Below are 25,004 nucleotides of genomic sequence, written 5' to 3' on the forward strand. Positions count from 1 at the left end.
ACCACACAACCATGCGATAAAGACTTCAACAAAATTGGCACGCACGATAACACCCCCGAATTTGGCTGGACGATTTAATCGTAGCACAAAATCAGAAGCAGTAAAAAACGATCTGAAAATGAAACTCTCAGTCCAGAATCTGCTACCCTCAAGTAGCTCCTCAACTTTTTGGGGATGAACCGCAGTACACAACAATCTGCAATATGTTCCCCACTTTTGTGGGGATGATACCCCAGGCGGCCCCGGCCGCCTGGTTCACGTCCATAACAGCCCCAACTCCAGGCTGTACTTCACCGCCACTTCCCTGCCCCTGATATCGACGCCCTGCCCCATCCACGCGCCCGCCTCTTCACCGGCAAGCAGAGGCAAGACCAAGTCGTACTCGCTCAGCCAGGGTTGCTCCTGCGCCAAACGATCCAGCATGAGCTTGAAGCGCTGCCGCCAGGCCGGCGCGATGTCCTTGAGCTTGTTGGCGTCCACTCGCAGCGCGGACAGCTGCCATTGCAGGCGCGGATCGCCGCTTGGGAACAGCGGCCGCAAGGCCTCACCATCGGCCACTGCCAGATAAACCAGCCGCGTCTCGTCAGCCAGCCGGGTGGCGACGTCGCTGTCTTCGACCCAGTGCTTGCTGCTGTCTTCGCAGTAGCCCTTTTCCCAATCCAGCCCATTGAACAGCGCCATGCTGCGCTGGCTCATCGCCTCACCCAGGCATTTATTGGCGGCAGCGTGCAGTTCAGCCGGCGTTTCACGTTCGCTGGCCCCGCCATACACGGCCTCCACCAACTGCCGCACCGCGCCGGCTTCGCCGATTTCTCCAGGCGACACGATGCCGCCCGCCTCCAGCAAGGCCTGCTGGGTCTGCCATAGCTTGGCGGAATCTGGGTATACGTACTGCGCGCCGGGAAACAGCCGGCCATACCAATCGGCCTTGGCTTCTTCATCCGGCTCCGGGCCATAGACGTAGAGCACAGGCTGCGGCCGCTGCTCCAGGCACCGCGCTGGAGGCGTGCCATCTGGCCACGGCTGGCCATCGGTCTGGCGGGCGTGGCGCTGCAAGCGGCCGGCGCGCTGGATCAGCAGGTCTATCGGCGCCAAGTCGCTGACCATCACGTCTACGTCGAAATCCAAACTCTGTTCCAATACTTGAGAGCCGATCAGCACCCGTCCCGAGCGCGTGGCGGCATCGGAATGCTTGCCCAGCGCGTCCAATACTTTGTCTTCTATCTCCAACCGATGCCCCATCGCGTAACGGCTATGGAATAGGTGCAGCCTATCGGCGGGGATGGCATCCCGCAGCAGGTCAAAGGCGCGACGGGCGTCGTCCACAGTATTGCGCACCCAGCACACGCAGCGGCCGGTATGCGCTTGCTGGATGATCCGCTCGATCACAGCCTGTTCATCATGCAGATGCGCCACCCGCACCTTGCGCTTGACCTCGCGGCGGGTTTCACAGGGCTGCTGATGGAAGGCGGAGGCGGAAAGATGGCTGGCCAAGGGATAATCCGGCAGAAAGGCTTGGCTGAGGCCAGGCTGGGCCAAGCCTTGGCGATAAGCGTTCAGCAACTCGCGCTTGATCTGCTCCGGCAAGGTGGCGGACAACAGCACCGCGCTGCCGCCTTGCGCCGCGTGCCAGCGCAGCAAACCGGCCAACAGCGTGCGCACATAGGGGTCGAAACCGTGCACTTCATCAACCACCAACACCTTGCTGCTCAGCCCCAGCAAGCGCAGCGACTGGTGCCGCACCGGCAGCGCGGCCAGCAAGGCCTGGTCTATGGAGCCGACGCCGGCCTGCGCCAGCAAAGCCTTTTTATTGTTATCCGCAAGCCAGGCATTGCAGCTCATGCCTGCCGAGGCATCGTCCTTGGCATAGGGCTTGCCGCCACTTTGCACGCTGAGCGCGAAGTCCTCCACCAACTGGCGCGCGGAATGCGCCAACACCAGAGACGGCCGCTCGCCATCGGCGAACAGCTTGCGATACACGCCGCCCACGCGGCGATACATTTGGTTGGCCGTGGCCATGGTGGGCAGGGCGAAGTACAGGCCATCGGCCAGCCCTGCCGCCATCAGACGACGCGCCAGAATCAGCGCCGCCTCGGTCTTGCCGGCGCCGGTCACGTCTTCCAGCAGGAAAAGCTGCGGTCCATCGGCCAGGGACACGCTGGCGACGTAACGCTGCAAAGGCGTGGGAGAAGACAGATAGGGGATGAAGCGGGTCAACTGATCCGCGCCGGCATAAGGCGCGCTAGCACTGGCAGTGATGCCGGAGACGGCCAGGGCCCGCCGCGCAGCCGGGCGGGCATGCTCATGCCAATAGTCCGCAAGCGCCATGGGCCGGGATCGGTAGGGAAAATGATATTGGTTGGAGCCTATCCAGTCCGCCAGCACCATCAGGCCGGCAAGCTGCCAGCCCAGGCGCGGATCAAGTTCATGGACAGGCATAGGCAAAGAACCGACCAAGGCCGCGGCGTCGCAGGCAAAGGCCAGCGCGACGTCCATATCGTCCGGCAGAAAGTGATCGCTGGCCCGCAAGCGTCTGGCCCCGCCCTCCCGCGGCGGCTGGCCATGATGGCCGCAGACGATGCGCCACCAGTCATCCCAATATTCGCGGTTCGCCACCGGCATGACCTCCGCCGGCAAGCTATCTTGCAGATGATCCATCCATAACAAGAAGCCCAGGCTATCGTGGCGCAGCGTGTATTGCGGCGCGCGCCCCACCGGCACCAAATCGACACAACCCGGCGGCAGAATGGCCTGAAAACTGCGGGCGAACTTGCCCGTATCGTGCAAGATGGCGAAATACACCGCTGCCGCGCGGAACTGCTCCACGCTCCAGCCCTGGCTGGCTGCGCAACCCGCCACCCAAATCGGCCGTAGATCCAGCAGAGCCTCCATCACCGCCGCCACGTCGAGCATGTGGAAAGGCAGCAAATGCCAGCGCTCGCCCGCATCGTCACGCGGCGAGGATTTTCCCCTGTATCGCCAATACGCTTGCATGGATCCTCCGGCACAAACCAGTCAGCTCAATAGACATGATCTAAGCGCGCAGGCTAGCAGCATTTCAATCGAATGTCATTTCACTTTTCAACTGTCTCCACAAGAAATTCATCACATGAAAATACTGCGCGAGGCATACAGAATCAGGCACGCTGGCATAAGGAGCACAGGCTGACAACCTCGACCTCAAACTCTGGCCCAGTTCATCCCCGCTCACGCGGGGAACACGCGCAGCGGCTTGCCGTTGACGCCTACGATTTCGGTTCATCCCCGCTCGCGCGGGGAACACCATTGCTGCTCCATCTCGGCGTCGATGACTGGCGGTTCATCCCCGCTCGCGCGGGGAACACGCCACCCTGCCCAGCGTGCATGACCTCGACACCGGTTCATCCCCGCTCGCGCGGGGAACACTTGAGACTACCCAGGAAATCGATCGACGAGGCCGGTTCATCCCCGCTCGCGCGGGGAACACGACGGATTAGCCACCGGCTATGCTCGGGCTGCGGTTCATCCCCGCTCGCGCGGGGAACACTAAAGAGGATGCGGAATCAAAATCGCATGTTTCGGTTCATCCCCGCTCGCGCGGGGAACACGAGACAGCATGCGCTTTGACGAATGGATGCAGCGGTTCATCCCCGCTCGCGCGGGGAACGCACCAATTTCAAGCAGCTGATTTTTAAAGACAAAAACATCAAGCAAAATCCTACCGATTTTCCCGCCTAAAAATTCAGCGCCTGAATCATCGCGACCACAGCGTCTGCCGCCGTTATCTAGAGCACTTTACCACGCGAAAACGCCATCGGAATGATCGCGCCGCGCTAATTTCCCGTGCAATCCACCACGCGCAACAGGCGCGGCGCTTGTCCGGCCGGCTGGGCCAGCAGGCTTTGCGGCGGCAAGGTCTGTTTGCCGTATGCGGCGGGCGCCATGCCGAAGTTGGCGGTGAGCAGGCTGCCGTCGGCAAAGCGGGTTTGCTGCAAAGTGCGTTCCGGGTTGAGCCAGCTGAATCCGGTCATGGCCTGGGCGGCCAGTTGCTGGTGCAGCGGACGGAAGGCGCGGTCGGCGCATTGCAGCTGCGGCAGCCGGCTTTTGAGGCTGGCGGCGGACAGGTGGAACAGCGGCGGAACGTTGTACAGCCATTGCGCCAGCAGGTTGTCGGCATAGGCGTTGCTGAACTTCAGGTTGTCGTACAGCCAGTGGTTGGTGGTGACGATTGAGCCGTGGAATACGGCCTGGTACAGCGGCAACCGATATTCGGGGCTGTAATAAAGATCGCGGTAGGGCTGTTTGAGCGGGACCTGCTTGAAGAAGGTTTCCGGCTGGTCCGCCGGGAACCAGCGGCCCAGATAGTATGGCGACTTCTGGTTTTTCTGCAGATCCGGGTCGCCCCACCCTAGCACGGGCACCTGCATGCCGTGGGCAAAGGCGATGCCGCGGCTGGTGGTGGCGTTGCCCATTTCCGACCCCACCGGCAGCTGGTAGGCGTCGGCCACCCATTGCATGGATTGTTCGTAGCCTTGCGCCATGGCCGACTTGGCGGTGTGGCGGCCCGGGGTGAAATCGTCAAACGCCATGCCGGTGGCGTAGGCATCGAGGAACCAGCTGTTGAAGCCGACGGCGGACATGAGCGCGCGCGTGCGCTGCTCAAGCGTGTCGCGCACGCAGGCCGGGTTGGTGTAGTAGCCGGACTGCTGGAAGCCGGCCTTCATTTTGCCGTTCTCCTGCATGACGCCGCATTTGCGATAAACCGCCTCGCCCTGCTGGGCTGTCAGCCAGTCTTCATGCTGGCCCGGCGGCAAGGCGGTTTCATAGGAGTCGTAGCTGCCCATCAGATAGCCGGCCGCCACGCCGGCTTTCACCGCCAGCGGCTGCCACAGGCCGCCCTCCCAGTTGTCCACGCCCAGCCATAGCCGTTTCAATCCGGCCGATTGCAGCGCGTCCACCGTCTTGCGCGACAAGCCGCCGCCCCAGCGCGAGGCGTCGGCCAGCAAGGCCGGGCCAAACGCATGCTCCACCTCCACGCGCAGCTTGCGATAGGGCGATGCCAAATCGGCCCAGGCCGGCTGCGGCCCCAGCCAACCGGCGCGCGCCTCCGCGGTGAGCGCCTGGTTGACGGCGTTTATCAATGCCTTTTGCTGATAACGGTTGGGCCGCTTGCCCGCGCCTTGCAAGGCGGCTTTGCCCTCGCCATCGAAATGCGCGCGCAGCCGCGCGGCCAGCGGCGCCGGCCCGCGCAGCAAACGGACAAAGGCCGGCCAGTCGCGCACATCGGACACATCCAGCAGGTTATTGCCCCATAGATAGATGTGGCTGGCGCCCACCAGCTTGGCCGTTTCCGGCTGGCGGCGGATCTTGTCTTCCAGCGTCTGGTAGCGGCCTTCCGACACCAGCCACTGACGGTATCGCTGCGCGCCGGACAGCGGATTGTCGTCTCCCAAACGCAGCAGCAGCGTGAACGGCTGGTTCTGGTTCAGCGCGTTGAAGTCGTGGCTCAGCGTCAGGGCCAGGCCCTGGCCTTGCGCGGCAAAGGCCAGGCGGTTGTTGAACGGATTCAGCAGCAGCCAGTGCAGGCTGCTGCGGCCGTAGTCCATGCCCCAGAGCGGCAGGCTGAGGTTTTCCGAGGTATCCAGCCCATCGCCGGCAAAGCCAGGCAGAAAATCCTGCCACAGCTTGCTGCCTTCCGGGATATAGCTGCCTTCCGCCAGCGGCAGGATCAGGCCGCGGCCCATCGCGGAAGGCGGTTGTCGCAACAGCTCCACGCGGCCCGGGGCCGCGGCATTGAGCGTCAACCGCAGATCGCGCCCTTCCAGGCGGGCCAGCCAATGGTAGCGTCCATCGTCCCATTGCCACAGCGCGTTGTGCGCTTCCTGCTCCAGCGCGGATACCGCATGCGGCGCCACGCCGTCGGAAAGCGTCCGCTTGCCGCCGCCGGCCGGTTCCACCTTGATGGCCAAGGTAGCCGGCTCCAGTTCCACCCGCCACGCTTCATTCTGCAACACGATGCCCGCCCAGGCAGACAGCGGCAGCATGGCCAACAAGCCCCATCCATACTTCAAACGCATGCTTATTCCTTAACAATGTATTTACAGCATGTGCTTAAGACCATGCTTGCGCGCGAAAATTCGCCAATGGTGATATTGCATGGCTGGCCGTGGTAAGCTCGCGCCGTTCGCAATTTGTTAAAGAAACATGACACATCGACACTGGGATATTTTCTGCACCGTCATCGACAACTACGGCGACATCGGCGTCACCTGGCGCCTGGCGCGCCGACTGGCGCATGACTGCGGCCGCGAGGTGCGATTGTGGGTGGATGATCTGGCCAGCTTCGCGCGCATCGCGCCCGAGCTGGACCCGGCCTTGCCGCAGCAGACGCTGGCCGGCATCCAGATCCGCCGCTGGCCGCAAGCGGACTTTCCAGAAGACATCATCCCGGGGGACGTGGTGGTGGAGGCATTTGGCTGTCGCTTGCCAAACCGTTTTGAAGAGACGATGGCTGCCCGGCCGGCCAAACCGGTGTGGATCAATTTGGAATACCTGTCGGCGGAAGACTGGACGCGCGGCTGCCACAAGCTGCCGTCGCCGCATCCGCAGCTGCCGCTGACCAAGCATTTCTTCTTCCCCGGCTTTGACGCGGCCAGCGGCGGCCTGATCTGCGAGGACGGGCTGATCGCCGCGCGCGAAGCGTGGCAGGCGGACGAAGAGGCGCAACGCGACTACTGGCGGCGGCGCAATGTGCCGGCGCTGGCGGACCATGAATGGAAAGCCAGCCTGTTCTGCTATGAGAACCCGGCCGCAGCCCGGCTGCTGCAGGCCTGGGCCGACGGCCCGCAGCCGGTGCGCTGCCTGGTGCCGGAAGGCAAGGCGCAAGCCGCCGTTTCCGGCCTGTTCGACCACCCTTTGCAAGTGGGCGAACACGCCCAGTTGGGCCGGCTGACCGTGGACGTGCTGTCGATGAGCGATCAGGACGACTACGACCGCCTGCTGTGGAGCTGCGATTTCAACTGCGTGCGCGGCGAGGACAGCCTGGCGCGTTCGCAATGGGCGGCGCGACCCATGCTGTGGCACATCTATCCGCAAGAAGACGAAGCGCACCTGGCTAAATTGCAGGCCTTTCTGGAGCGATATTGCCGAGGTCTGCCCGAGGAAGCCGCCGCGGCCATCCGCGAACTGAACCTGGCCTGGAACCAGGATGGCGACATCGCCACAGCCTGGCGCAATGCCGCAAGATGGCTGCCGGCTTGGCGCAGACATGCGGCAAACTGGCAACAGCAATTGCTGGAAGGCGGCGATCTGGCGCATAGACTGCTGCAATTTGTCGCCGAAGTTTCTGAAATCGGATAAAATGCGGCGTTTTTGTCGGAAAGCCGTTCCGGGTTTCCGTCGTTAATTCAAGAGTTTGGGACTCATACGCAATGAAAACCGCACAAGAACTGCGCGCTGGTAACGTATTCATGGTCGGCAACGACCCGATGGTTGTTCAGAAGGCTGAATTCAGCAAGTCCGGCCGCAACGCTTCCGTAGTGAAGATGAAGATGAAGAACCTGCTGACCGGCGCCGGCAGCGAAACCGTTTACCGCGCCGACGACAAGTTCGACGTCGTCGTGCTGGACCGCAAGGACTGCACCTACTCCTACTTCGCCGACCCGATGTACGTGTTCATGGACTCCGAGTTCAACCAGTACGAAGTGGAAGCCGACAACCTGGGCGACACCATCAACTACATCGTTGACGGCATGGAAGACGTTTGCCAAGTGACCTTCTACGACGGCAAGGCCATCTCCGTGGAGCTGCCCACCACCGTAATCCGCGAAGTGGAATACACCGAGCCGGCCGTGCGCGGCGACACTTCGGGCAAGGTGCTGAAGCCGGCCCGCCTGGTAGGCACCACCTTCGAAGTTCAGGTTCCGGCCTTCGTCAACACCGGCGAAAAGATCGAAATCGACACCCGCACCAACGAATTCAAGAAGCGCGCCTAAGCTCTTCCTGACCGTCGTGCCCAAAAAAGCGCCCTTCCGGGCGCTTTTTTCATCCCCGCATCTGGCTGGTATACTGTTTACCCTTCCCGTCCCACCAAAACCACCCATGTCCGATCTCTTTTCCGTCGAACCGCAAAAACCGTTGGCCGAAGCCTTGCGTCCGGCCGCGCTGGATCAGGTGATCGGCCAGCAGCATCTGATCGGCCCCGGCAAGCCGCTGAGCCTGGCGGTGGAAGCCGGCAAACCGCACTCGATGATACTGTGGGGGCCGCCCGGCGTCGGCAAGACCACGCTGGCGCGCATCCTGGCCGCCAGCTTCGACGCCGAGTTCATCCCGATCTCGGCGGTGTTCGCCGGCGTCAAGGACATCCGCGAGGCGGTGGAAAAAGCCCATGCGGCGCTGCAACGCTCCGGCCGGCGAACCATTCTGTTCGTCGATGAGGTGCACCGCTTCAACAAGAGCCAGCAGGACGCCTTCTTGCCGTTTGTGGAGTCCGGCCTGATCACCTTCATCGGCGCCACCACGGAAAACCCGTCGTTCGAGGTCAATTCCGCGCTGCTGTCCCGGGCCCAGGTGTATGTGCTGAACAGCTTGAGCGAAGACGAGCTGAAGCAATTGTTCGAGCGCGCCCAGTCCGAAGGCGCGCTGGATGGCCTGAACTTCAGCGAGGCGGCGGTTTCCACGCTGACCGGCTATGCCGACGGCGACGCCCGGCGTTTTCTGAATCTGCTGGAGCAGACCCGCACCGCGGCGCAAGCGCGCGGCCAGGCCGAGGTCGACGCTGCGTTTCTGGAAGAAGTGCTGACGCTGAACGCGCGGCGCTTCGACAAGGGCGGCGACGCCTTCTACGACCAGATTTCCGCGCTGCACAAATCGGTGCGCGGCTCCAATCCGGACGCGGCGCTGTACTGGCTCAGCCGCATGCTGGACGGCGGGGCCGACCCGCGCTACCTGGCGCGGCGCATCGTGCGCATGGCCTGGGAAGACATCGGCCTGGCCGATCCGCGCGCCATGCAGATCGCCAACGACGCCGCCGCCACTTACGAACGGCTGGGCAGCCCGGAAGGCGAGCTTGCGCTGGGACAAGCGGTGATTTATTTGGCCGTCGCCGCCAAGAGCAATGCCGGGTACAAGGCGTATAATGAGGCCCGCGCCTTCGTGAAACAGGACAAATCCCGTCCGGTGCCGGTACACTTGAGAAACGCGCCGACCCGCCTGATGAAGGAACTGGGCTACGGTCACGCCTACCGCTACGCGCACGATGAGCCCCACGCCTACGCCGCCGGGGAAACTTATCTCCCGGAAGGGCTGGAAGACATCGAATGGTATCGCCCTGTACCGCGCGGACTGGAAAGCAAGATTCAGGACAAACTGGCTTTTTTGCGTCAGCTGGACAGATCAGCCCTTGGAGAAAAGGAAGATGATTAGCAATCCCGCCATATACTGGACAGATCCTCTGGGAATATGGATTTCCAAGTATACAAACAATACTTGGCTCCCTAAGATGCTAATCTGCGCAGCTATTCTTTTTTCTCATTTATTGCGATCCGATAGCTGGATGCAAATACCTGAATTTATCATTTGCGTTATATCAGGTACATTAGGAATTACCATACCGATTGCCCATGCAGCAAATAAAAAGAGGCTCAGTACCGTTCCTCAAAAACTTTTTTTCTGCGTGACAATAATTCCTATTACGATCATCATCCTTAACCGAATAGTAAACTAGCCATGCTCGACATCAACTTACTTCGCAACGACATCGAAGCCGTCGCCGCCCGTCTGGCCGGCCGCGGCTACACCCTGGACACCGCCGCCTTCAATCAGCTGGAATCCGAGCGCAAGTCTCTGCAATCCCGCATGCAGGAACTGCAAGCCAAGCGCAACGCTTCCTCCAAGCAGATCGGCATCGCCAAGAGCAAGGGTGAGGATGTCTCCGCCATCATGGCCGAAGTAGCGACGCTGGGTGACGAGCTGAAAGCTGCCGAACTGGCATTCGAAGGCGTGCAGAGCAAGCTGGACGCCTGGCTGATGTCCATCCCCAACCTGCCGCACGAATCGGTGCCGGTGGGCAAGGACGAGGCCGACAACGTGGAAGTGCGCCGCGTGGGCGTGCCGCGCCAGTTCGACTTTGCAGTCAAAGATCACGTCGACGTCGGCATCCCGCTGGGCCTGGACGCCGAAACCGGCGCCAAGCTGTCCGGCGCGCGCTTCACCGTGCTGAAGGGCGACATCGCCCGCCTGCACCGCGCCATCGCCCAGTTCATGCTGAACACCCACACTGGCAACCACGGCTACGTCGAGCACTACACACCGTACATCGTCAACGACACCGCGCTGTTCGGCACTGGCCAGCTGCCCAAGTTCGCCGAAGACATGTTCAAGGTGATGCGCGGCGGCGACGAAACCGCCAGCCCGCAATACCTGATCTCCACCTCGGAAATCACGCTGACCAATACCGTGGCCGACACCATTCTGCAGGCCGACGAGCTGCCGAAGAAGTTCACCGCGCACTCGCCGTGTTTCCGCTCCGAAGCCGGCAGCTACGGCCGCGACACCCGCGGCATGATTCGTCAGCACCAGTTCGACAAGGTGGAGATGGTGCGCATCGAAAAGCCGGAAGACTCCTACGCCGCGCTGGAAGAGATGGTGGGCCACGCCGAGAACATCCTGAAGGCGCTGGAGCTGCCTTACCGCGTGATCACGCTGTGCACTGGCGACATGGGTTTCGGCTCGTCCAAAACCTATGACCTGGAAGTGTGGCTGCCGGCGCAGAACACCTACCGCGAGATCAGCTCTTGCTCCAACTGCGAAGCCTTCCAGGCCCGCCGCATGAAGGCGCGCTACAAGGACGAAAACGGCAAGAACCAGCTGGTGCACACGCTGAACGGCTCCGGTCTGGCCGTGGGCCGCACCCTGGTGGCGATCCTGGAAAACTACCAGAACGCCGACGGCAGCGTGACCATCCCGACCGCGCTGCGCCCATACATGGGCAAGGACCGGATCGGCGGCTAAAGCGCCCCGCTGACACAAGACCGGCTTCGCGAAGCCGGTCTTTTTTTTGCGCGCCGCTTCCGGCGCGGGCCGGCTCAGTGGGCCAGCGCCGGCTGACTGGCCTGGATCGCCAGCAACACCTCGAACTGGCTGCGCGCCAGCGGCTTGCTGAACAAAAAACCCTGAGCGCAGTTGCACCCCAGCTCCCGCAAGAAGCGGCGCTGCTCCTCGTCCTCCACCCCCTCCGCCACCACGTCCAGCCCCAGGCTGCGGGCGATGGAAACGATGGCGCGGGTGATGGCGGCGTCGTCGTTGTCGCGCCCGCAGTCCGCGATGAAAGAGCGGTCTATCTTCAGCCCGCGCACCGGCAGGCGCTTCAGGTAAGACAGCGAGGAATAGCCGGTGCCGAAGTCGTCGATGGACAGATACACGCCCAATTGCTGCAGCCGGCGCAGCATGTCCACCATGCCGCCGGCCTCATCCATCGCCACGCTCTCGGTGATTTCCAGCTCCAGGTCGGCGCTGTCCAGGCCATGACGGCGCAGCCTGTCCTCCAGTTGCCGGGTGAAATCGCCGTGCTTGAGCTGGCGGCCGGAAACATTGACCGCCACCCGCCCCGGCAAATGGCCGGCATCGCGCCAGCGGCGGATATCGGCGCAGGCGGTGTCCAGCACCCAGTTGCCGATCTGCACGATCAGCGCGCTGTCCTCCGCGATCGGAATAAAGCGGTCCGGCGGCACCAGGCCCAGCTCCGGATGGCGCCAGCGCAGCAGCGCCTCAGCGCCGACGATGCGGCCGCTGTCGAGCGCGACTTTAGGCTGATACCACAGCTCCAGTTCCTGCTGCGCCAAGGCGCGATGCAGGCTGTACTCCAGCTTCAGCCGCTCCAGCGCCCGCGCGTTCATATCGGCGGTATAGAACTGAAAACCGTTCTTGCCGCGCTGCTTGGCGCGGTACATCGCCGTGTCCGCGTGCACCAGCAAGGTGTCGGCGTCGCGGCCGTCGTCCGGGAACATGCTGATGCCTATGCTGGCGGAGATGAACATCTGCTGGCCATCCGCGCCGGACAGCGCGGTGATGGCGTCCAGGATGGCCTGGGCGCGCGCCGCCACCTGCGCTTCGCCGGCCGCGCCCTCCAGCAGTACGGTGAATTCGTCGCCCGACAGCCGCGCCGCCGTCTCGCCAGGCAGCAACAGCGACTGCAATTGGCGCGCGATGTGGATCAGCAACTGGTCGCCGGCATAGTGGCCCAGCGTATCGTTGACCAGCTTGAAGCGGTCCAGATCGATGAACAGCAGCGCCACCCCATAGCCGCCGGCATCGGCGCCGTCCACCGCCAGCTGCAAGCGTTCCAGAAACAAGGTGCGGTTGGGCAGGCTGGTCAGCGCGTCGTGGTTGGCCAGGAAGTGCAGCCGCTCCTCCGCCTGCTTGCGCTGGGTGATGTCGGAAAACACCGCCACATAATGCAGGCATTCGCCCTGGCCATCGCGGATGGCGGTGATGCTCAGGTGTTCGGTGTACAGCAAACCGCCCTTGCGCCGGTTTACCACCTCGCCCTGCCAGCAGCCGTCGCGCAGCAGGGTCTGCCACATATGGTGATAAAACTCCGGCGGCTGGCGGCCGGACTTCAGCATGGCCGGCGTCTGTCCCATCGCCTCCTCGCGGCTGTAGCCGGTAATGCGGGTGAAAGCCGGATTCACCGACTGGATCACGCCGTTGCGGTCGGTGATGACGATGCCTTCCATGGTCGACTCGAACACCTTGTCGGCCAGCAGCAGGCTGTGCCGCGACTGCTGCAAGGCGTGGTCGCGCTGGCGCAGCGCCTCGTTCAGCTCATGCAGGTATTCGTGCTCGATGCCCTGCACGATGTCGTCGAAGCCAAGCAGCCTCAGCAGCTGGCCATCCTCGCCGAATACCGCCAGATGGCGGATATGGTGCTGCTGCACCAGTTGCCTGGCCTGCAGCAGGCTGGCCGTGTCCGCCACGCCGATCAAGGGCTTGCGGCAGCTCTCGCCCAGCGAGGCCGGCATCGCGTCGGCGGCCAGCCAACGCAGCACGTCGCGCTGGGTGACGATGCCGTAAGCGCCGTCGCCCAGCGCCACCGCCAGCGCGGATAGCGCGTGTTCGCGCATGGCCCGCATCGCCTCCTGCGCAGACGCCCCTGCCGGCAGAATGCGCGCCGGCGGGCCGGGCAGATCGCGCACCCGCTTGACGATCAAGAATGACTCCAGCCCCTGGTTGCGCACGATATCGGTCAGCGTGACCATGCCCAGCGGCGCGCCGTCTTTCATGATCAAAGCATGGCGCAGCTGGCGCGCGCGGAATTCGCGCACCACGGCCAACAGCGGCATATCGTGCGGCAACAGCGCCCCCCCGCCGCTGACCGCCTGTCCCACCGGCAGCAGCGGATCGACCCGCCCCAGCGAGGCATCCAGCGCATCGGCCTCGGTCCAGATGCCCAGCACCTCGCCGCTGTCCTCGTGACGCACCACGATGGAGCTGCAGCCGGCCGCCATCATGCGGCTGGCCGCCTCCCGTATGGACAAAGACTGCGGGCAGCTGAGCAGGTCGCAGGAAGCGATCTCGGCTATGGTTTGATCGGGATGCGGCAGGGGCATGGGAATGGATGCGTCATATTCGGTGACGGCCATTATAGCGTCAACCCTGCAGCGACAAGGCTGCTTGGCGCAAAATAATGCCAAACAAGAAAAAGGCGCCGCGATGGCCGCGGCGCCTTCTCAGCGATGGAAATGGCTGCCTAGCGGCGCACGCCCCACAGATCGTGTTCGCTGCAGTCGACGATTTCCACCTGGTAGAACTCGCCCACCTGCATGTCGGCGGCGTCCTCGACAAACACCAGCCCGTCGATCTCCGGCGCGTCGGCATAGCTGCGGCAAACGGCGGTGCCTTCGTCGTCGATCTCGTCCACCAGCACTTGCAGGGTCTGGCCGACGCGGCGCTCCAGGCGGCGCGCGCTGATTTCGGCCTGCACGGCCATGAAGCGTTCCTTGCGCGCCTCTTTCACCTCTTCCGGCACCGGGTTCGGCAGTTCGTTGGCGGTGGCGCCTTCCACCGGCGAATAGGTGAAGCAACCGACGCGGTCCAGCTCGGCCTCGCGGATAAATTGCAGCAGCTCTTCGAAGTCTGCTTCGGTCTCGCCGGGGAAGCCGACGATGAAGGTGGAGCGGATCACCAGCTCCGGGCAGATCTCGCGCCATTTTTTGATGCGAGCCAGCACGTTGTCGCTGTTGGCCGGGCGCTTCATCAGCTTGAGGATTTTCTGGCTGGCGTGCTGGAACGGGATGTCCAGATACGGCAGGATTTTGCCGTCGCGCATCAGCGGAATCACCTCGTCCACGTGCGGGTACGGGTAGACATAATGCAGGCGCACCCAGATGCCGTGCCGTCCCAGCTCCTCGCACAACTCGGTCATGCGGGTCTTCACCGGACGGCCGTTGTGGAAGCCCAGCTTGTACTTGGTATCCACGCCGTAGGCCGAGGTGTCCTGCGAGATCACCAGGATCTCCTTGACGCCGGCCTTGGCCAGGCTTTCCGCCTCGCGCAGCACATCATGGATGGGACGGCTTTCCAGATCGCCGCGCATGGACGGGATAATGCAGAAAGTGCAACGGTGATTGCAGCCTTCGGAAATCTTCAGATAGGCGTAGTGCTTGGGCGTCAGACGCACGCCGATGTCCGGCACCAAGTCGACGAAGGGGTCATGCGGCTTGGGCAGGTGGGTATGCACCGCGCTCATCACCTCCTCGGTGGCATGCGGACCGGTGACGGCCAAGACCGAAGGGTGCGTTTCGCGCACGACATCGCCCTTGGCCCCCAGACAGCCGGTGACAATTACTTTGCCATTCTCGTTCAGCGCCTCGCCGATAGCGTCCAGCGACTCCGCCACGGCGGAGTCGATAAAACCACAGGTATTCACCACCACCAGGTCCGCCCCGTCGTAGGAAGCGGCGATGTCGTAGCCTTCGGCGCGAAGGCGGGTCAGGATCTGTTCGGAATCGCTCGCGGCCTTGGGACACCCGAGGGATACCATTCCTATACGTGGAATCTTGTTCATGTCAGCATGATATGAAAAAAAACGCGCGATTATACAACGGTTTGCAACTTCGCACTCAAGCTTACGCCATCAAGCACCCAACCATCTCATGGCATGCCTTTGCTCCGCATAATCCTATCCAGGTATCCGCCCGACCAAAAACCAAATCTTGACTTTTGTTAACCCAAATGGTAAAATATATGTATAAATAAGTTTATGAGCAGAAGAGGAGTACGCAGATGGTCATCACGGAGTTTGGCAAGCTGATCCGCAAGGCTCGGTTAGATGCCGAAATTACTCTGTCCACGATGGCACAGGACCTTGGAGTAACTTCCGCATTTCTTAGCAGCCTAGAGACTGGTCGTAAGAAAATTCCTGACGGCTGGCCGCAAAAAGTGGAGGAGTACTTTCAACACCATGGGATGAAGGTACATGGGCTTATAGAAGCTGCCGATATAACCAACCAGAACATATCTCTTGAAGGTCTAGCTCCTGAGCACCAGCGCTTGGTCGCTGGATTTGCACGGATGAGTCCTAGTGGTCAGCAGCTGAAACAGCTCCAAGAGCTACTGGCAACATTTAAGAACTAGCAATAACAGAAAGGAACACAAAGGAAAATGGAGCAGAGAACTTACCATCCCAAGGGTTATCAGGTCAGACCCCGAACCATTCAGAGCATCCGGAGCCAAGCTATGCAAGCCCGACACACTCTAGGGTTGGGGCCTGACCGCTTTCAAGTAGCACCTTTACTTGACCTTCTGACGGTCAACTTCGGCATTGATGTTGACATCGTAGAAGATCATGAGATGTCGGCCCACATCGAAGCAGAATGTTTCCCCAGTCAGCTCATCATGCGCATCCCCGAACGAACTTGGGAACTGATTGAACAAGGCGACTCAAGAGCTCGTTTTACTTTCATGCATGAGCTAGGGCACCTGATCTTACAACACGACCTAAGCTTACACCGGGAAAGTGGGCGCTATGAACACAAGTGTTATGAGGATTCAGAATGGCAAGCTGATCAGTTCGCAGCAGAGATCTTGATGCCGGTCTCGGTCATCAACAACAGAAAACTGTTCGATGCGTACGATCTTGCTGAATTTTTCGACGTTTCACTACAAGCTGCGAGCATCAGGCTACAACAACTTACGAAACGCAATGAACTACAGGGGGAAAAATAGAGGCCACATACCGAAGCAGTGGCCCTTTGGGACTTCAGGATATCGTTGGCGCGAAACCTGAAGCAGAGGTTCTCTGACCACCATCTGCAGATGACGAAATCAGAGCGTATTCAGAAATAGTCCTAGGACTATACGCAAGAACTCGTCGTTTGTCCACAGTCAAGTGTTAGCAACCTGACTATGGAGGACCAAACATGGGTCCGAAAATTGTTCCAGTTCGCGCGTACGGGCGTTTTCGCTTCGGCCGCTATGAACAAGTGCGTAAGCACTTCCGCAGCCTGCCGCGTTAAGCTCAACTAACCTCATCTGATGTCCAATCAGCCCCTCGCCTGGCAGCGGGGGGCTTTCTCCCCTACCCACAAGGAAGCCGGCACGCAAAATGCCGCAGTATCAATTGCAAGTAATTGATATTAAAAAACAAAGTAAAACGATTTGATGGCCTGCTCACGGCAGCCCAGCGATACGAAACCAACACGAGGAGTTTTATTCATAGCGAGTGCGCGAAAAACGAAAAACGCGAAAGTATACAGCGATTTACGCTTTCGTGATCAAAACTGTCATCGCAAACATGCACGCCATCCACGGCAATGGGATGCGCCAGCAGCCATAGCCTGCAGCGCGTGACCGATGACAGGCCATTTGGCCGTTTCTTTGGCGCAACCTCGACTTCGACTGGCGAATCGGACCTGACTGTCGCCATCCCGGCACACCCACCGTATCGCGTCCTCCCGCGCGCCTGACCGGCCGCCGCGGACATGAAGGGCGGACCTCACCTCTTTCGGAACGCGCGCGAAGGGACGGTTGCCACGTCGCCCCTTATCCCTCCGCGGCGTCGCGCAGCGCGCAAACGAACTCCCCCATCACCGGGCATCCCGCCTCATCCCGGACCGGCAGCCGCTCCCGCGCCAGCACGCGCCAGTGGCCCGCCAGCAAACGGTCCAGATAGCCGGGGTGATGGCGATAGCGCCCGCTATGGTGCAGCCGGTAGTCGCTTTGATCATCTTCCAGCATTTCCGTGCAGAACAGCAGCAGGCCTCCGGGATTCAAAGACGCGGCGCATAAATCGAACAATCGATCCAGCGCGCCCAGATACGGCAAGGTATCCAGGCAGGAGATCAGGTCGTAACCGCGCGGCCCCAATCGCAGATGGTCCAGCATATCGGCCTGATGCAAGTTATCGAACAGTTGCTTGGCGCGAGCGTGTTCCAACATGCCTTCGCTCAGGTCCACGCCGTCCAGGCGGTGGGCATACGGCCTCAGGACCGCGCCGATCAGGCCGGTGCCGCAGCCCAGATCCAGCACGGTACGCGAAGCCGGCGCGATGGCGAGGCGGGCCAGGCAATCAGCCACCCATTGCGGCCCGTGATAACGAAGACGGGCCAAGGCCTGATCAAAGCCAGCGGCCGCCGCGTTAAATGCCTGGCCGACATAAGCATTGGAACAGGACGCAGGCGCGTCCCCCTGGCCAAACGCAGCCTGCATGTGCACGGCCACCGGATGATCCGGCTGTTGCGCCAGCCAGCTCTCCGCCATGGCCCGCGCCTGGTCCCAGCGGCCCAGCTCGCAGCAGGCCTGGGCCACGGCGATCGGCGTCATCTTGCCCGGCGGCTCCGCCAATACGCCCTGGGCGTTGCTGCGTCTGGCTTCCGCATACCGCTGCTGCGGCAGCAGCGCGTCGCGCAATAGGTAATAGGCATCGGGGCATTGCGGATCGAGCGAGACGGCCTGCCGCAACGCGCGCTCCGCCTCCCCCTCCTGTCCCGCCTGCGTCAGCAAGGCCCCCAGATGAGTCCAATAACAATAACGCGAAGGGTCCAGCGCAATAGCCGTCCGCATGGCGGCGATGGCCTCGCCGTCCCTGTGCAGGCGCGCGCTGGCCAGGCCCAGGTTGAAATGCCACTCCGCGTGCGAGCCGTCGCTTGCCACCGCGCGCGACAGCAAGGCATAGGCGTCTGCCAGCCGTTCTTGCTGGAGCAACAGAAAACCCAGCCAGTGGCAGGCCGCCACGCCCACCGCGTCGTCGTCAAGCAAGGCGCGGTAGGCCGCCTCCGCAGCGGCCGCCTCGCCCGCCAAGTGCAGCCGCTGCGCCTGCCGCAATGCGTATTCGCTCGTCATCGACACCTTGCCGTGCGCGAAAAAATAAAGCCGAAGGCGAAACCGCCTCCGGCTTGTTGCTTAGGTCTGCCAGGCAATGGAGCGCCCGTCCCGTTCGCTCAGGACTTGTCCTTGTCCTTTTCTTCGGCGCCCGGATAAGCAGGGAAGCCGAAACCGCCGAACAGCTGTTTGGTCTGCTCCTGCATGCGGTTCTGCATTTCCAGGAACATGCCTGTGCTTTGCTCCATGTAGTTGGCCATCATGTTCTGGATGGCCGGCCCCTGCAGCTTCATGAACTCGCCCCACAGCGGAGTGTTGAGCATGGCGTTGTCGCCGTAAATGGCGCGGGTCTGCTCCTGCATTTTTTGTTGCAGCTGCGAGAACAATTGCAGATTCTTTTCCAGGAACGGCCCCATCATGCCCTGCATGGCCTGGCCATAATAACGGATGAACTGAGTCAGCACTTCGTAGCTGAACATCGGCATCCCGCCGTTTTCCTCTTCCAGAATGATCTGCAGCAATACGCTGCGGGTAATGTCTTCCTGCGTCTTGGCATCCACTACCTGGATATCCACATTGTCCAGAACCAGCTGCTTGACATCGCCCAGCGTGATGTAGGAACTGGTGGCGGTATCGTACAGTCTACGGTTCGGGTACTTCTTGATGACCCGTTTCTCAACACTCATTTAACGCTCCTGGTTATTGTCGTGGCGTTGTCCGCTGGCAATCTAACATAAATACAACAGAGTAGAGCAAATCTACTACCAATCCACCAACTCGTGTGCTACATTTCTTCGTCATTGTGCAATGCACAATCCATCCAAGCACAGTAATCGTTCGACCCCATTTTCCACGTAATGGAGGTTTTACACCATGTCCTTAAACAATGAACAGCTGAACAAACTGTCGCTGACCGGCATCGAGTCCTCCCTGCGCTTCGCCCAGATCGCGCTGGACAGCGCCGAACGCCTGGTCAAGCTGCAACTGGACGTTTCCAAGCAATCCCTGGAAGACCACACCAAGGCCGCCAAGCAACTGGGCGAATTCAAGGATCCGCAGGAAGCCGTCAATCACTTCAACAAGCTGGCCACCCAGAACATCGACAAGGCCGTCAGCCACTCCCGCAACGTGTATGAAGTGGTCTCCGCGGCGCAAAGCGAGCTGAGCAAGCTGGTGGAAGAGAGCGTTGGCCTGTACAACAAGTCGCTGATCAACTCGATCGAGTCGTTCGCCAAGAACGCGCCGGCCGGTTCCGACGCCACCCTGAACGCCGTCAAGACTTCGGTTGCCGCCGCCGCCGCCGCCGTCAACACCTTCAGCAAGGCCGCTCAGCAAGTGGCCGAATTCACCGACAGCAGCGTCAAGGCCGCGACCAGCGCCACTGCCGACGCGGTGAAGAATTCCGCCAAGCGCGGCGCGACCGTCTGAAAGATGGCATGAAGCGATAGCCAACCCCGCCCTTGCCGGCGGGGTTTTCGCTTTAACGGATGCGCGCGGCCCCGCTACGGGGTTACAATCGCGCTTTACAGAGATTGTGCAAGCACCACGGGTTCCCCTCATGAAGATCAGCAGCAACTTCGACGCCGGCAGCATCGAGATCGTCTCCTCAGACAACCTTGACGACATCCAACTGCGCATCCGCCGCGACAATGCGGCCGAGTTCGCGCAATGGTTCTACTTCCGCGTACAAGGCGCTGCCTACCAACACTGCACCTTCCGCTTCCTGAATGCCGCGGAATGCGCCTATCCGCAAGGCTGGGTGGACTATCAGGCGATGGCCTCGTACGACCGCGTCAACTGGTTCCGCGTGCCGACGCGCTACGAAGACGGCGTGATGGTCATCGAACACGTGCCGCTGTCAGGCAGCATCTACTATGCCTACTTCGAGCCGTACTCCTACGAGCAGCACCTGAACCTGATCGGCCAGGCGCAAGGCTCCGGCCTGTGCCAGGTCACCGACCTCGGCTCCACCGTGCAGGGCCGCGACATGAATCTGCTGACCATAGGCCATGAAGTGGAGTCCGATCTGAAGATCTGGATCACCGCGCGCCAGCATCCCGGCGAAACCATGGCCGAATGGTTCATCGAAGGCTTGCTGAACCGCCTGCTGGACCCGCAAGACCCAACCAGCCGCGCCCTGCTGGACCGCGCCACCTTCTACGTGGTGCCGAACATGAACCCGGATGGCTCGGTGCTGGGCAATCTGCGCACCAATGCGGCCGGCGCCAACCTGAACCGCGAATGGTCGGACCCCAGCCCGGAAACCAGCCCGGAAGTGTTGGTGGTGCGCGAAAAAATGCTGGAAACCGGCGTGGATCTGTTCCTGGACATCCACGGCGATGAAAACATCCCTTATGTATTCCTAGCCGGCACCGAAGGCGTGCCGTCCTGGAACGAGCGGCTGGAAAAGCTGGCGGACAGCTTCCGCCACCACTTCCTGCTGGCCAGCCCCGATTTCCAGACAGAACACGGCTACCCGCGCAATGAGCCGGGCAAGGCCAATATGGGCATCGCCACCAACTGGGTTTGCGAACAGTTCGGCTGCCTGGCCTTCACGCTGGAAATGCCGTTCAAGGACAACAACAACCTGCCGGACGATGATTTCGGCTGGAGCGGCCAGCGCAGCCTGCGCCTGGGCGAAGCGGCGCTGTCGCCGATCTACGCCATCCTGAACGATCTGGAACGTAGCTAACACGTCCCGCATGCTTAAAAAAGCCGGCTCACGCCGGCTTTTTGCATGATGGCCTTCGCGAACCTCACAGCACGACAGGCAGCTTCTCCAAGGTTTTGATCAGCTCCACCTCCGCCATGCACCAGTCGCGGCCTTTTTCCATCACCTTGCCCAGCGCGATCTGGAAATGCTTGCCGCGCACAGTCATGTAGAACTGCTTGTCCAACATATAAAGTGAAACCGGCAGGATCAGCGCATTGATCAACTTGTCCTCGCGCCGATACGGCATGAACAAGCTGATATGGCCAGCCAGCCAGACCTGATCCGGCGGCAGCGTCGGATCAATCAGCCGCGCATCCGTCGGACGCAGCGATGCCGCCAGCGGACGCGTGCTCAAGGTCTCGACGCCCAGATAAATCCGTTCGCGGCTGGTGCGCCGCACTCGGCGGATAATGCCCAGGCTCCAGCCATCGGCGTCCGGCTCGCGATAACCGATCAGACCGCCCAAGGCCACCCATTCATTGCCCATGACATCCAGGGAAACGCCGAGGCCGGTCTGGCTGATATTCTCCAACGACCATTTGGGAAACTGCGGCGGCGGCGGTTCAACCGTCTCTCCCGACAAAGCCAAAGCTCTGGCAGGCTGCGGCGAGACGGACTTGTCGCGTTTCCGGCTGGTGACGAAACCGTAGATCCGGATATTGGCGGCGTCTTCATAGCTGTCCTTGTCGCCGGCGCGGGTGGATGGCGCGGACTCGTCGTCCGGCTTGCGCACCAGTTTGTGCAGCATGGTCAGCCGATGCGCCACCTCCACCTGCCGATTGCTGACCACCTTGCGCTCTGCCCGAGCAAACAGCACCGGCTTGACCGCCCATATCCGCATCAAGGTTCTGAGCAAGACGGCGTCGATCCCCGGCACGACCAACAATTTCAATTCCGCCGGCACACGGCCTGCCTCCATGGCAATCGCCCAGTGATGCAAGGTTTCCACCAGCTCTGTGGTATGCCAATAACGCGTCCACTCATTGGCGCTGGCGCCGCTTGGCCGTTCGGCCGGTTTGGAAGCATCCAACTGGATGGCGAAACTGGCTTCGGCAAAATAGGCTTTGCTCAGCGTCATTCTATTGCTCAGCAAACACAGTAGCTGATAAGAGAAATGGATCTGTTTGGCAGTGAGATTGCCATCACTGAGCATGGACAGCATTTGCAACACCAGATACTGATCCTGCACCGTCGTAGCCAGGGCTTTTTCATCAAACAAAAACACCGGCTGAGCATCCAAACCACGCTGCTCCGCCAGGCGGTACAGCTGATTCACATTCAGCCAAAATACCTCATCCGGCTGAAAATTCCTCATGTACTGCCACTTGGCATACTCAAGCAGATAATAAAAAATACGCGCCAGCACCAAAGGCAGATGGATGGAGATCGCCCCGGCCTTCGGATCATCGTCAACAGCCGGCAATGCATATTGATAAAATTCGGTGAATTTCTGGCCGTAATTCAGTATCTGAGCGCGCAGCTGGCTTTCCAACACCTTGGGCATCCGCGCATTCATCAGGTATTGCGCGCATAGGCTATCGTGCAAAGGCTGCGTTTCCTGATTCAACATCAGCACCGCCTCCAGCAGCTCCACGGACAACGTCTGGGAGGAGAAGCCGAGTCCGCTCAGCAGCTCCACCGCCTTGTCATGCGCGGCGGGACCGTACTCTTGCTTCAACGCCTCGACATGCGCCTTGGCCGCCTCCGCGTTGGCCATCGGATCCGGCTTGCCCTTGCCTCCCCTTGAAAAGAAATCCAGCATGCTACCGTCCAGTCCCCTGAAGCCGTCAAAAAAAACACGATATGACTCTATACTACTAGATTTATAGCCAGACCGGCGCGCTTGCTGCAAAGCGCAGTCGCGGCTTGTCCGCGCTTGATTGCACTCATGAAATGCTAATTAAGCATTGACGCCTCCCGGCATCGGCAATAGCATTTGCCGCTGGCGACGGCTGGCATGCGGCTATGCAAAACAAAAAGCGCCATAAAGGCGCTTTTTTTCTGAGCCGGGAATCAGGCTATCAGATAACCAGATCTTCCAGCGACTTGCCGCTGTCGATCCAGGCCTGCACCCAAGCCGGCTTGCGGCCGCGGCCAGTCCAGGTCAGTTCGGCGCTTTGCGGGTGGCGATACTTTGCCTCAACCGGTTTGCGCACAACAACGGCCTTGCTCAGCACTTCTTCAACGCTCAAGCCGTAAGCGCGGGCCAGCTCGATAATCTGTTTCTTGGCCTTGGCTTTTTCTTCCACCTCGCGGCGCTTGATTTCGTTTTCTACTTCGCCCTTAAGCGCAACCAGTTCGGTAAAGTCGAGTTTCGACAGATCCATGAGATGTTCCCTTGATGATTATTGATTTACCCATTACAGGGTGTAATGTAGCCAATAAAATTGGCACAAGTCAAGGATCAAAAAGAAAACAAAATCTCCATTATTCGGCTATGGGGTCAATCGAATAGGGCAATTCGAGTTTTCGCAGCGCAATTGCATGCCCCTCATCGCCAAATACACCAGCATCCCAAGTTTGCGATTGCACGACTGCCAAGCCCAAATACCCGGACGCTTCCACTTGACACACGGCTGCCAGCATACCAATCGACTGCTCGGGCAAATCCGGACTGTATAACTTGCAGCCCACAGTGAGGGACTGATCGAACGCCACCAGAAACATCCGGCGTTTCATTTTCCCCAGATACTGGCTGCGAGCGACGATTTCCTGGCCGGGATAGCACCCTTTCTTGAAGTTGACCGCGCCGATCAACTCCATATTAACCATCTGCGGCACAAATTGCTCCTGGGTCTCGCCCGTCACCCAGGCGATGCCGGCACGAATATCATGCAACGACCAGACTGCCGGCGATACCGCGACGACATTCTCCAACTTGGAAATATCGCTCTCCAAACCGCTACCGCGACGCAGCGCCAGCAAATAGCCGTGATGCGGCAAACGCAACAGCGCGCCATCATCCTGCTCGGCTGTCCGCATTTTCTCCAGATCGGCCGCTTCGGCAAAATGCGACTGCAATATATGGGCGGCCTGCGGTCCGGACATGCCCAGAACAAACCACTCCTCATCCATGGTGATTTTGACCTTGGAACGCAGGACAAACATCGTCAGCCGCTTGGCGATGGCCGGCGCGATATCAGCCGATACCATCAGGTAATACGCATTGCCGCGCCGCCAGATCAAAAAACTCGCCAACATCCGGCCTTTGGCGGTTGAATAGGTGCTGTATTGGGCTTCGCCCGGCTGAACCTGCCGGATATCATTGGACAGCTGTCCTTGCAAAAAAGCCTCGGCGTCTTCGCCTTCCACTCTGAGCAATACAAAATTATCCAAAGGCGCCAGCACGGTTTCCCGCTCCAACGCGGCCACTTGCCGCAAGTGCGCCTCAATCGGTTGCTGACCTTGCTCGTCGAGGTTTACGCCTTTTTGACGCAGCCACTGTTGCCAGAATGCATACATGCCGTCGCTCCCTAATTGAAATCAATGTGCGATCTTACCGCCAAGCGGCACTCAGTCGCCAGCCGTTGCCACGTCGTCGTTTGATGCGCCGAGAAAATATCTTTTCGCAACAATCGCCTAGCCGCGGCGGCGGTCGCGGCGGCTGGAATCTCGCAAAAAAACCGCCGCCAAGCATTGACACGCCAGCCGGCCTCCGTATATAGTTCGCCCTCACTCAATTCCCCGATAGCTCAGTCGGTAGAGCGACGGACTGTTAATCCGCAGGTCGCAGGTTCGAGCCCTGCTCGGGGAGCCAATTCACTCTGGCAAAATTGAGTTCATGTGTTCCCTGATAGCTCAGTCGGTAGAGCGACGGACTGTTAATCCGCAGGTCGCAGGTTCGAGCCCTGCTCGGGGAGCCACACCGCCACACGGCGCCCAATTCAAAGTTTTGTTCCCTGATAGCTCAGTCGGTAGAGCGACGGACTGTTAATCCGCAGGTCGCAGGTTCGAGCCCTGCTCGGGGAGCCAGAATACGACGAAGCCGCAGCTT

The 25,004-nt window shown here is 60.7% G+C and carries 17 protein-coding genes, 3 tRNA genes and 1 CRISPR repeat array; of the genes, 11 read left to right on the forward strand and 9 right to left on the reverse strand.

All coding sequences use genetic code 11. The features are described 5' to 3' along the window. Positions 1–255: 255 nt before the first annotated feature. Complete coding sequence (locus BI343_RS14750; RefSeq protein ID WP_071110256.1) at positions 256–2,994, reverse strand: CRISPR-associated helicase/endonuclease Cas3; 2,739 nt, start codon at positions 2,992–2,994, stop codon at positions 256–258. A gap of 199 nt (positions 2,995–3,193) precedes the next feature. Next, a CRISPR array of direct repeats spans positions 3,194–3,648; the repeat unit is 29 nt; unit sequence CGGTTCATCCCCGCTCGCGCGGGGAACAC. Between the two features lie 164 nt (positions 3,649–3,812). Further along, complete coding sequence (locus BI343_RS14755) at positions 3,813–6,056, reverse strand: glycoside hydrolase (protein ID WP_071110257.1); 2,244 nt, start codon at positions 6,054–6,056, stop codon at positions 3,813–3,815. Positions 6,057–6,183: 127 nt separating this feature from the next. Between BI343_RS14755 and earP the strand changes: the two genes are divergently transcribed. The 4 genes from earP to serS all read left to right on the forward strand — a co-directional run bounded on the left by earP (position 6,184) and on the right by serS (position 10,989). Next, complete coding sequence (earP, locus tag BI343_RS14760; RefSeq protein ID WP_071110258.1) at positions 6,184–7,338, forward strand: elongation factor P maturation arginine rhamnosyltransferase EarP; 1,155 nt, start codon at positions 6,184–6,186, stop codon at positions 7,336–7,338. A gap of 71 nt (positions 7,339–7,409) precedes the next feature. Then, entirely contained in the window at positions 7,410–7,973 is a 564-nt protein-coding gene (efp, locus tag BI343_RS14765) for an elongation factor P (protein WP_043623327.1), read from the forward strand. A 106-nt stretch (positions 7,974–8,079) separates the two neighbouring features. Beyond that, positions 8,080–9,402, forward strand: coding sequence for a replication-associated recombination protein A (locus tag BI343_RS14770; RefSeq protein ID WP_071110259.1), 1,323 nt, complete (start codon positions 8,080–8,082; stop codon positions 9,400–9,402). 303 nt (positions 9,403–9,705) lie between these two features. After that, positions 9,706–10,989, forward strand: coding sequence for a serine--tRNA ligase (serS, locus tag BI343_RS14775; RefSeq protein ID WP_071110260.1), 1,284 nt, complete (start codon positions 9,706–9,708; stop codon positions 10,987–10,989). 74 nt (positions 10,990–11,063) lie between these two features. On the opposite strand, the gene BI343_RS14780 is transcribed toward serS, so the two are convergent. Together BI343_RS14780 and rimO are read right to left on the reverse strand one after the other, a co-directional pair. Then, complete coding sequence (locus tag BI343_RS14780) at positions 11,064–13,619, reverse strand: EAL domain-containing protein (RefSeq protein ID WP_244886666.1); 2,556 nt, start codon at positions 13,617–13,619, stop codon at positions 11,064–11,066. A gap of 107 nt (positions 13,620–13,726) precedes the next feature. Further along, positions 13,727–15,019: a 30S ribosomal protein S12 methylthiotransferase RimO gene (gene rimO, locus BI343_RS14785; protein WP_244886667.1), complete on the reverse strand. Its 1,293-nt coding sequence runs from the start codon at positions 15,017–15,019 to the stop codon at positions 13,727–13,729. A gap of 242 nt (positions 15,020–15,261) precedes the next feature. Between rimO and BI343_RS14790 the strand changes: the two genes are divergently transcribed. Both BI343_RS14790 and BI343_RS14795 read left to right on the forward strand, forming a co-directional pair. Next, a complete protein-coding gene (locus tag BI343_RS14790) occupies positions 15,262–15,612 on the forward strand; it encodes a helix-turn-helix domain-containing protein (protein ID WP_071110262.1) in 351 nt (116 codons plus the stop codon). 102 nt (positions 15,613–15,714) lie between these two features. Further along, on the forward strand, positions 15,715–16,203 hold the full coding sequence (locus tag BI343_RS14795) for an ImmA/IrrE family metallo-endopeptidase (protein ID WP_169829020.1): 489 nt from the start codon (positions 15,715–15,717) through the stop codon (positions 16,201–16,203). An 816-nt stretch (positions 16,204–17,019) separates the two neighbouring features. Here the strand turns inward: BI343_RS14795 and BI343_RS14800 are convergent. Together BI343_RS14800 and phaR are read right to left on the reverse strand one after the other, a co-directional pair. Beyond that, positions 17,020–18,318, reverse strand: coding sequence for a methyltransferase domain-containing protein (locus BI343_RS14800; protein WP_071110264.1), 1,299 nt, complete (start codon positions 18,316–18,318; stop codon positions 17,020–17,022). Between the two features lie 98 nt (positions 18,319–18,416). Then, positions 18,417–18,983: a polyhydroxyalkanoate synthesis repressor PhaR gene (gene phaR / locus BI343_RS14805; protein ID WP_043626620.1), complete on the reverse strand. Its 567-nt coding sequence runs from the start codon at positions 18,981–18,983 to the stop codon at positions 18,417–18,419. Between the two features lie 187 nt (positions 18,984–19,170). Between phaR and BI343_RS14810 the strand changes: the two genes are divergently transcribed. Together BI343_RS14810 and BI343_RS14815 are read left to right on the forward strand one after the other, a co-directional pair. Further along, positions 19,171–19,725, forward strand: coding sequence for a phasin family protein (locus tag BI343_RS14810; protein WP_043626618.1), 555 nt, complete (start codon positions 19,171–19,173; stop codon positions 19,723–19,725). Positions 19,726–19,855: 130 nt separating this feature from the next. Further along, on the forward strand, positions 19,856–20,989 hold the full coding sequence (locus BI343_RS14815) for a M14 family metallopeptidase (protein WP_071110265.1): 1,134 nt from the start codon (positions 19,856–19,858) through the stop codon (positions 20,987–20,989). 64 nt (positions 20,990–21,053) lie between these two features. On the opposite strand, the gene BI343_RS14820 is transcribed toward BI343_RS14815, so the two are convergent. The 3 genes from BI343_RS14820 to ygfZ all read right to left on the reverse strand — a co-directional run bounded on the left by BI343_RS14820 (position 21,054) and on the right by ygfZ (position 24,472). Next, positions 21,054–22,772 carry a hypothetical protein gene (locus tag BI343_RS14820; protein ID WP_071110266.1) on the reverse strand — a complete coding sequence of 573 codons (1,719 nt, stop codon included), beginning with the start codon at positions 22,770–22,772 and terminating at the stop codon, positions 21,054–21,056. Positions 22,773–23,031: 259 nt separating this feature from the next. Then, a complete protein-coding gene (locus BI343_RS14825; RefSeq protein WP_043626609.1) occupies positions 23,032–23,337 on the reverse strand; it encodes an H-NS histone family protein in 306 nt (101 codons plus the stop codon). A 100-nt stretch (positions 23,338–23,437) separates the two neighbouring features. Beyond that, on the reverse strand, positions 23,438–24,472 hold the full coding sequence (gene ygfZ, locus BI343_RS14830) for a CAF17-like 4Fe-4S cluster assembly/insertion protein YgfZ (RefSeq protein WP_071110267.1): 1,035 nt from the start codon (positions 24,470–24,472) through the stop codon (positions 23,438–23,440). Positions 24,473–24,691: 219 nt separating this feature from the next. Here ygfZ and BI343_RS14835 point away from each other — a divergent pair. The 3 genes from BI343_RS14835 to BI343_RS14845 all read left to right on the forward strand — a co-directional run bounded on the left by BI343_RS14835 (position 24,692) and on the right by BI343_RS14845 (position 24,982). Then, positions 24,692–24,767: transfer RNA gene (locus tag BI343_RS14835), tRNA-Asn, on the forward strand. Between the two features lie 30 nt (positions 24,768–24,797). After that, positions 24,798–24,873: transfer RNA gene (locus tag BI343_RS14840), tRNA-Asn, on the forward strand. A gap of 33 nt (positions 24,874–24,906) precedes the next feature. Further along, positions 24,907–24,982, forward strand: a tRNA-Asn gene (locus tag BI343_RS14845). The last annotated feature ends 22 nt before the right edge of the window (positions 24,983–25,004 follow it).

This window comes from Chromobacterium amazonense (assembly GCF_001855565.1).
GTDB lineage: Bacteria > Pseudomonadota > Gammaproteobacteria > Burkholderiales > Chromobacteriaceae > Chromobacterium > Chromobacterium amazonense.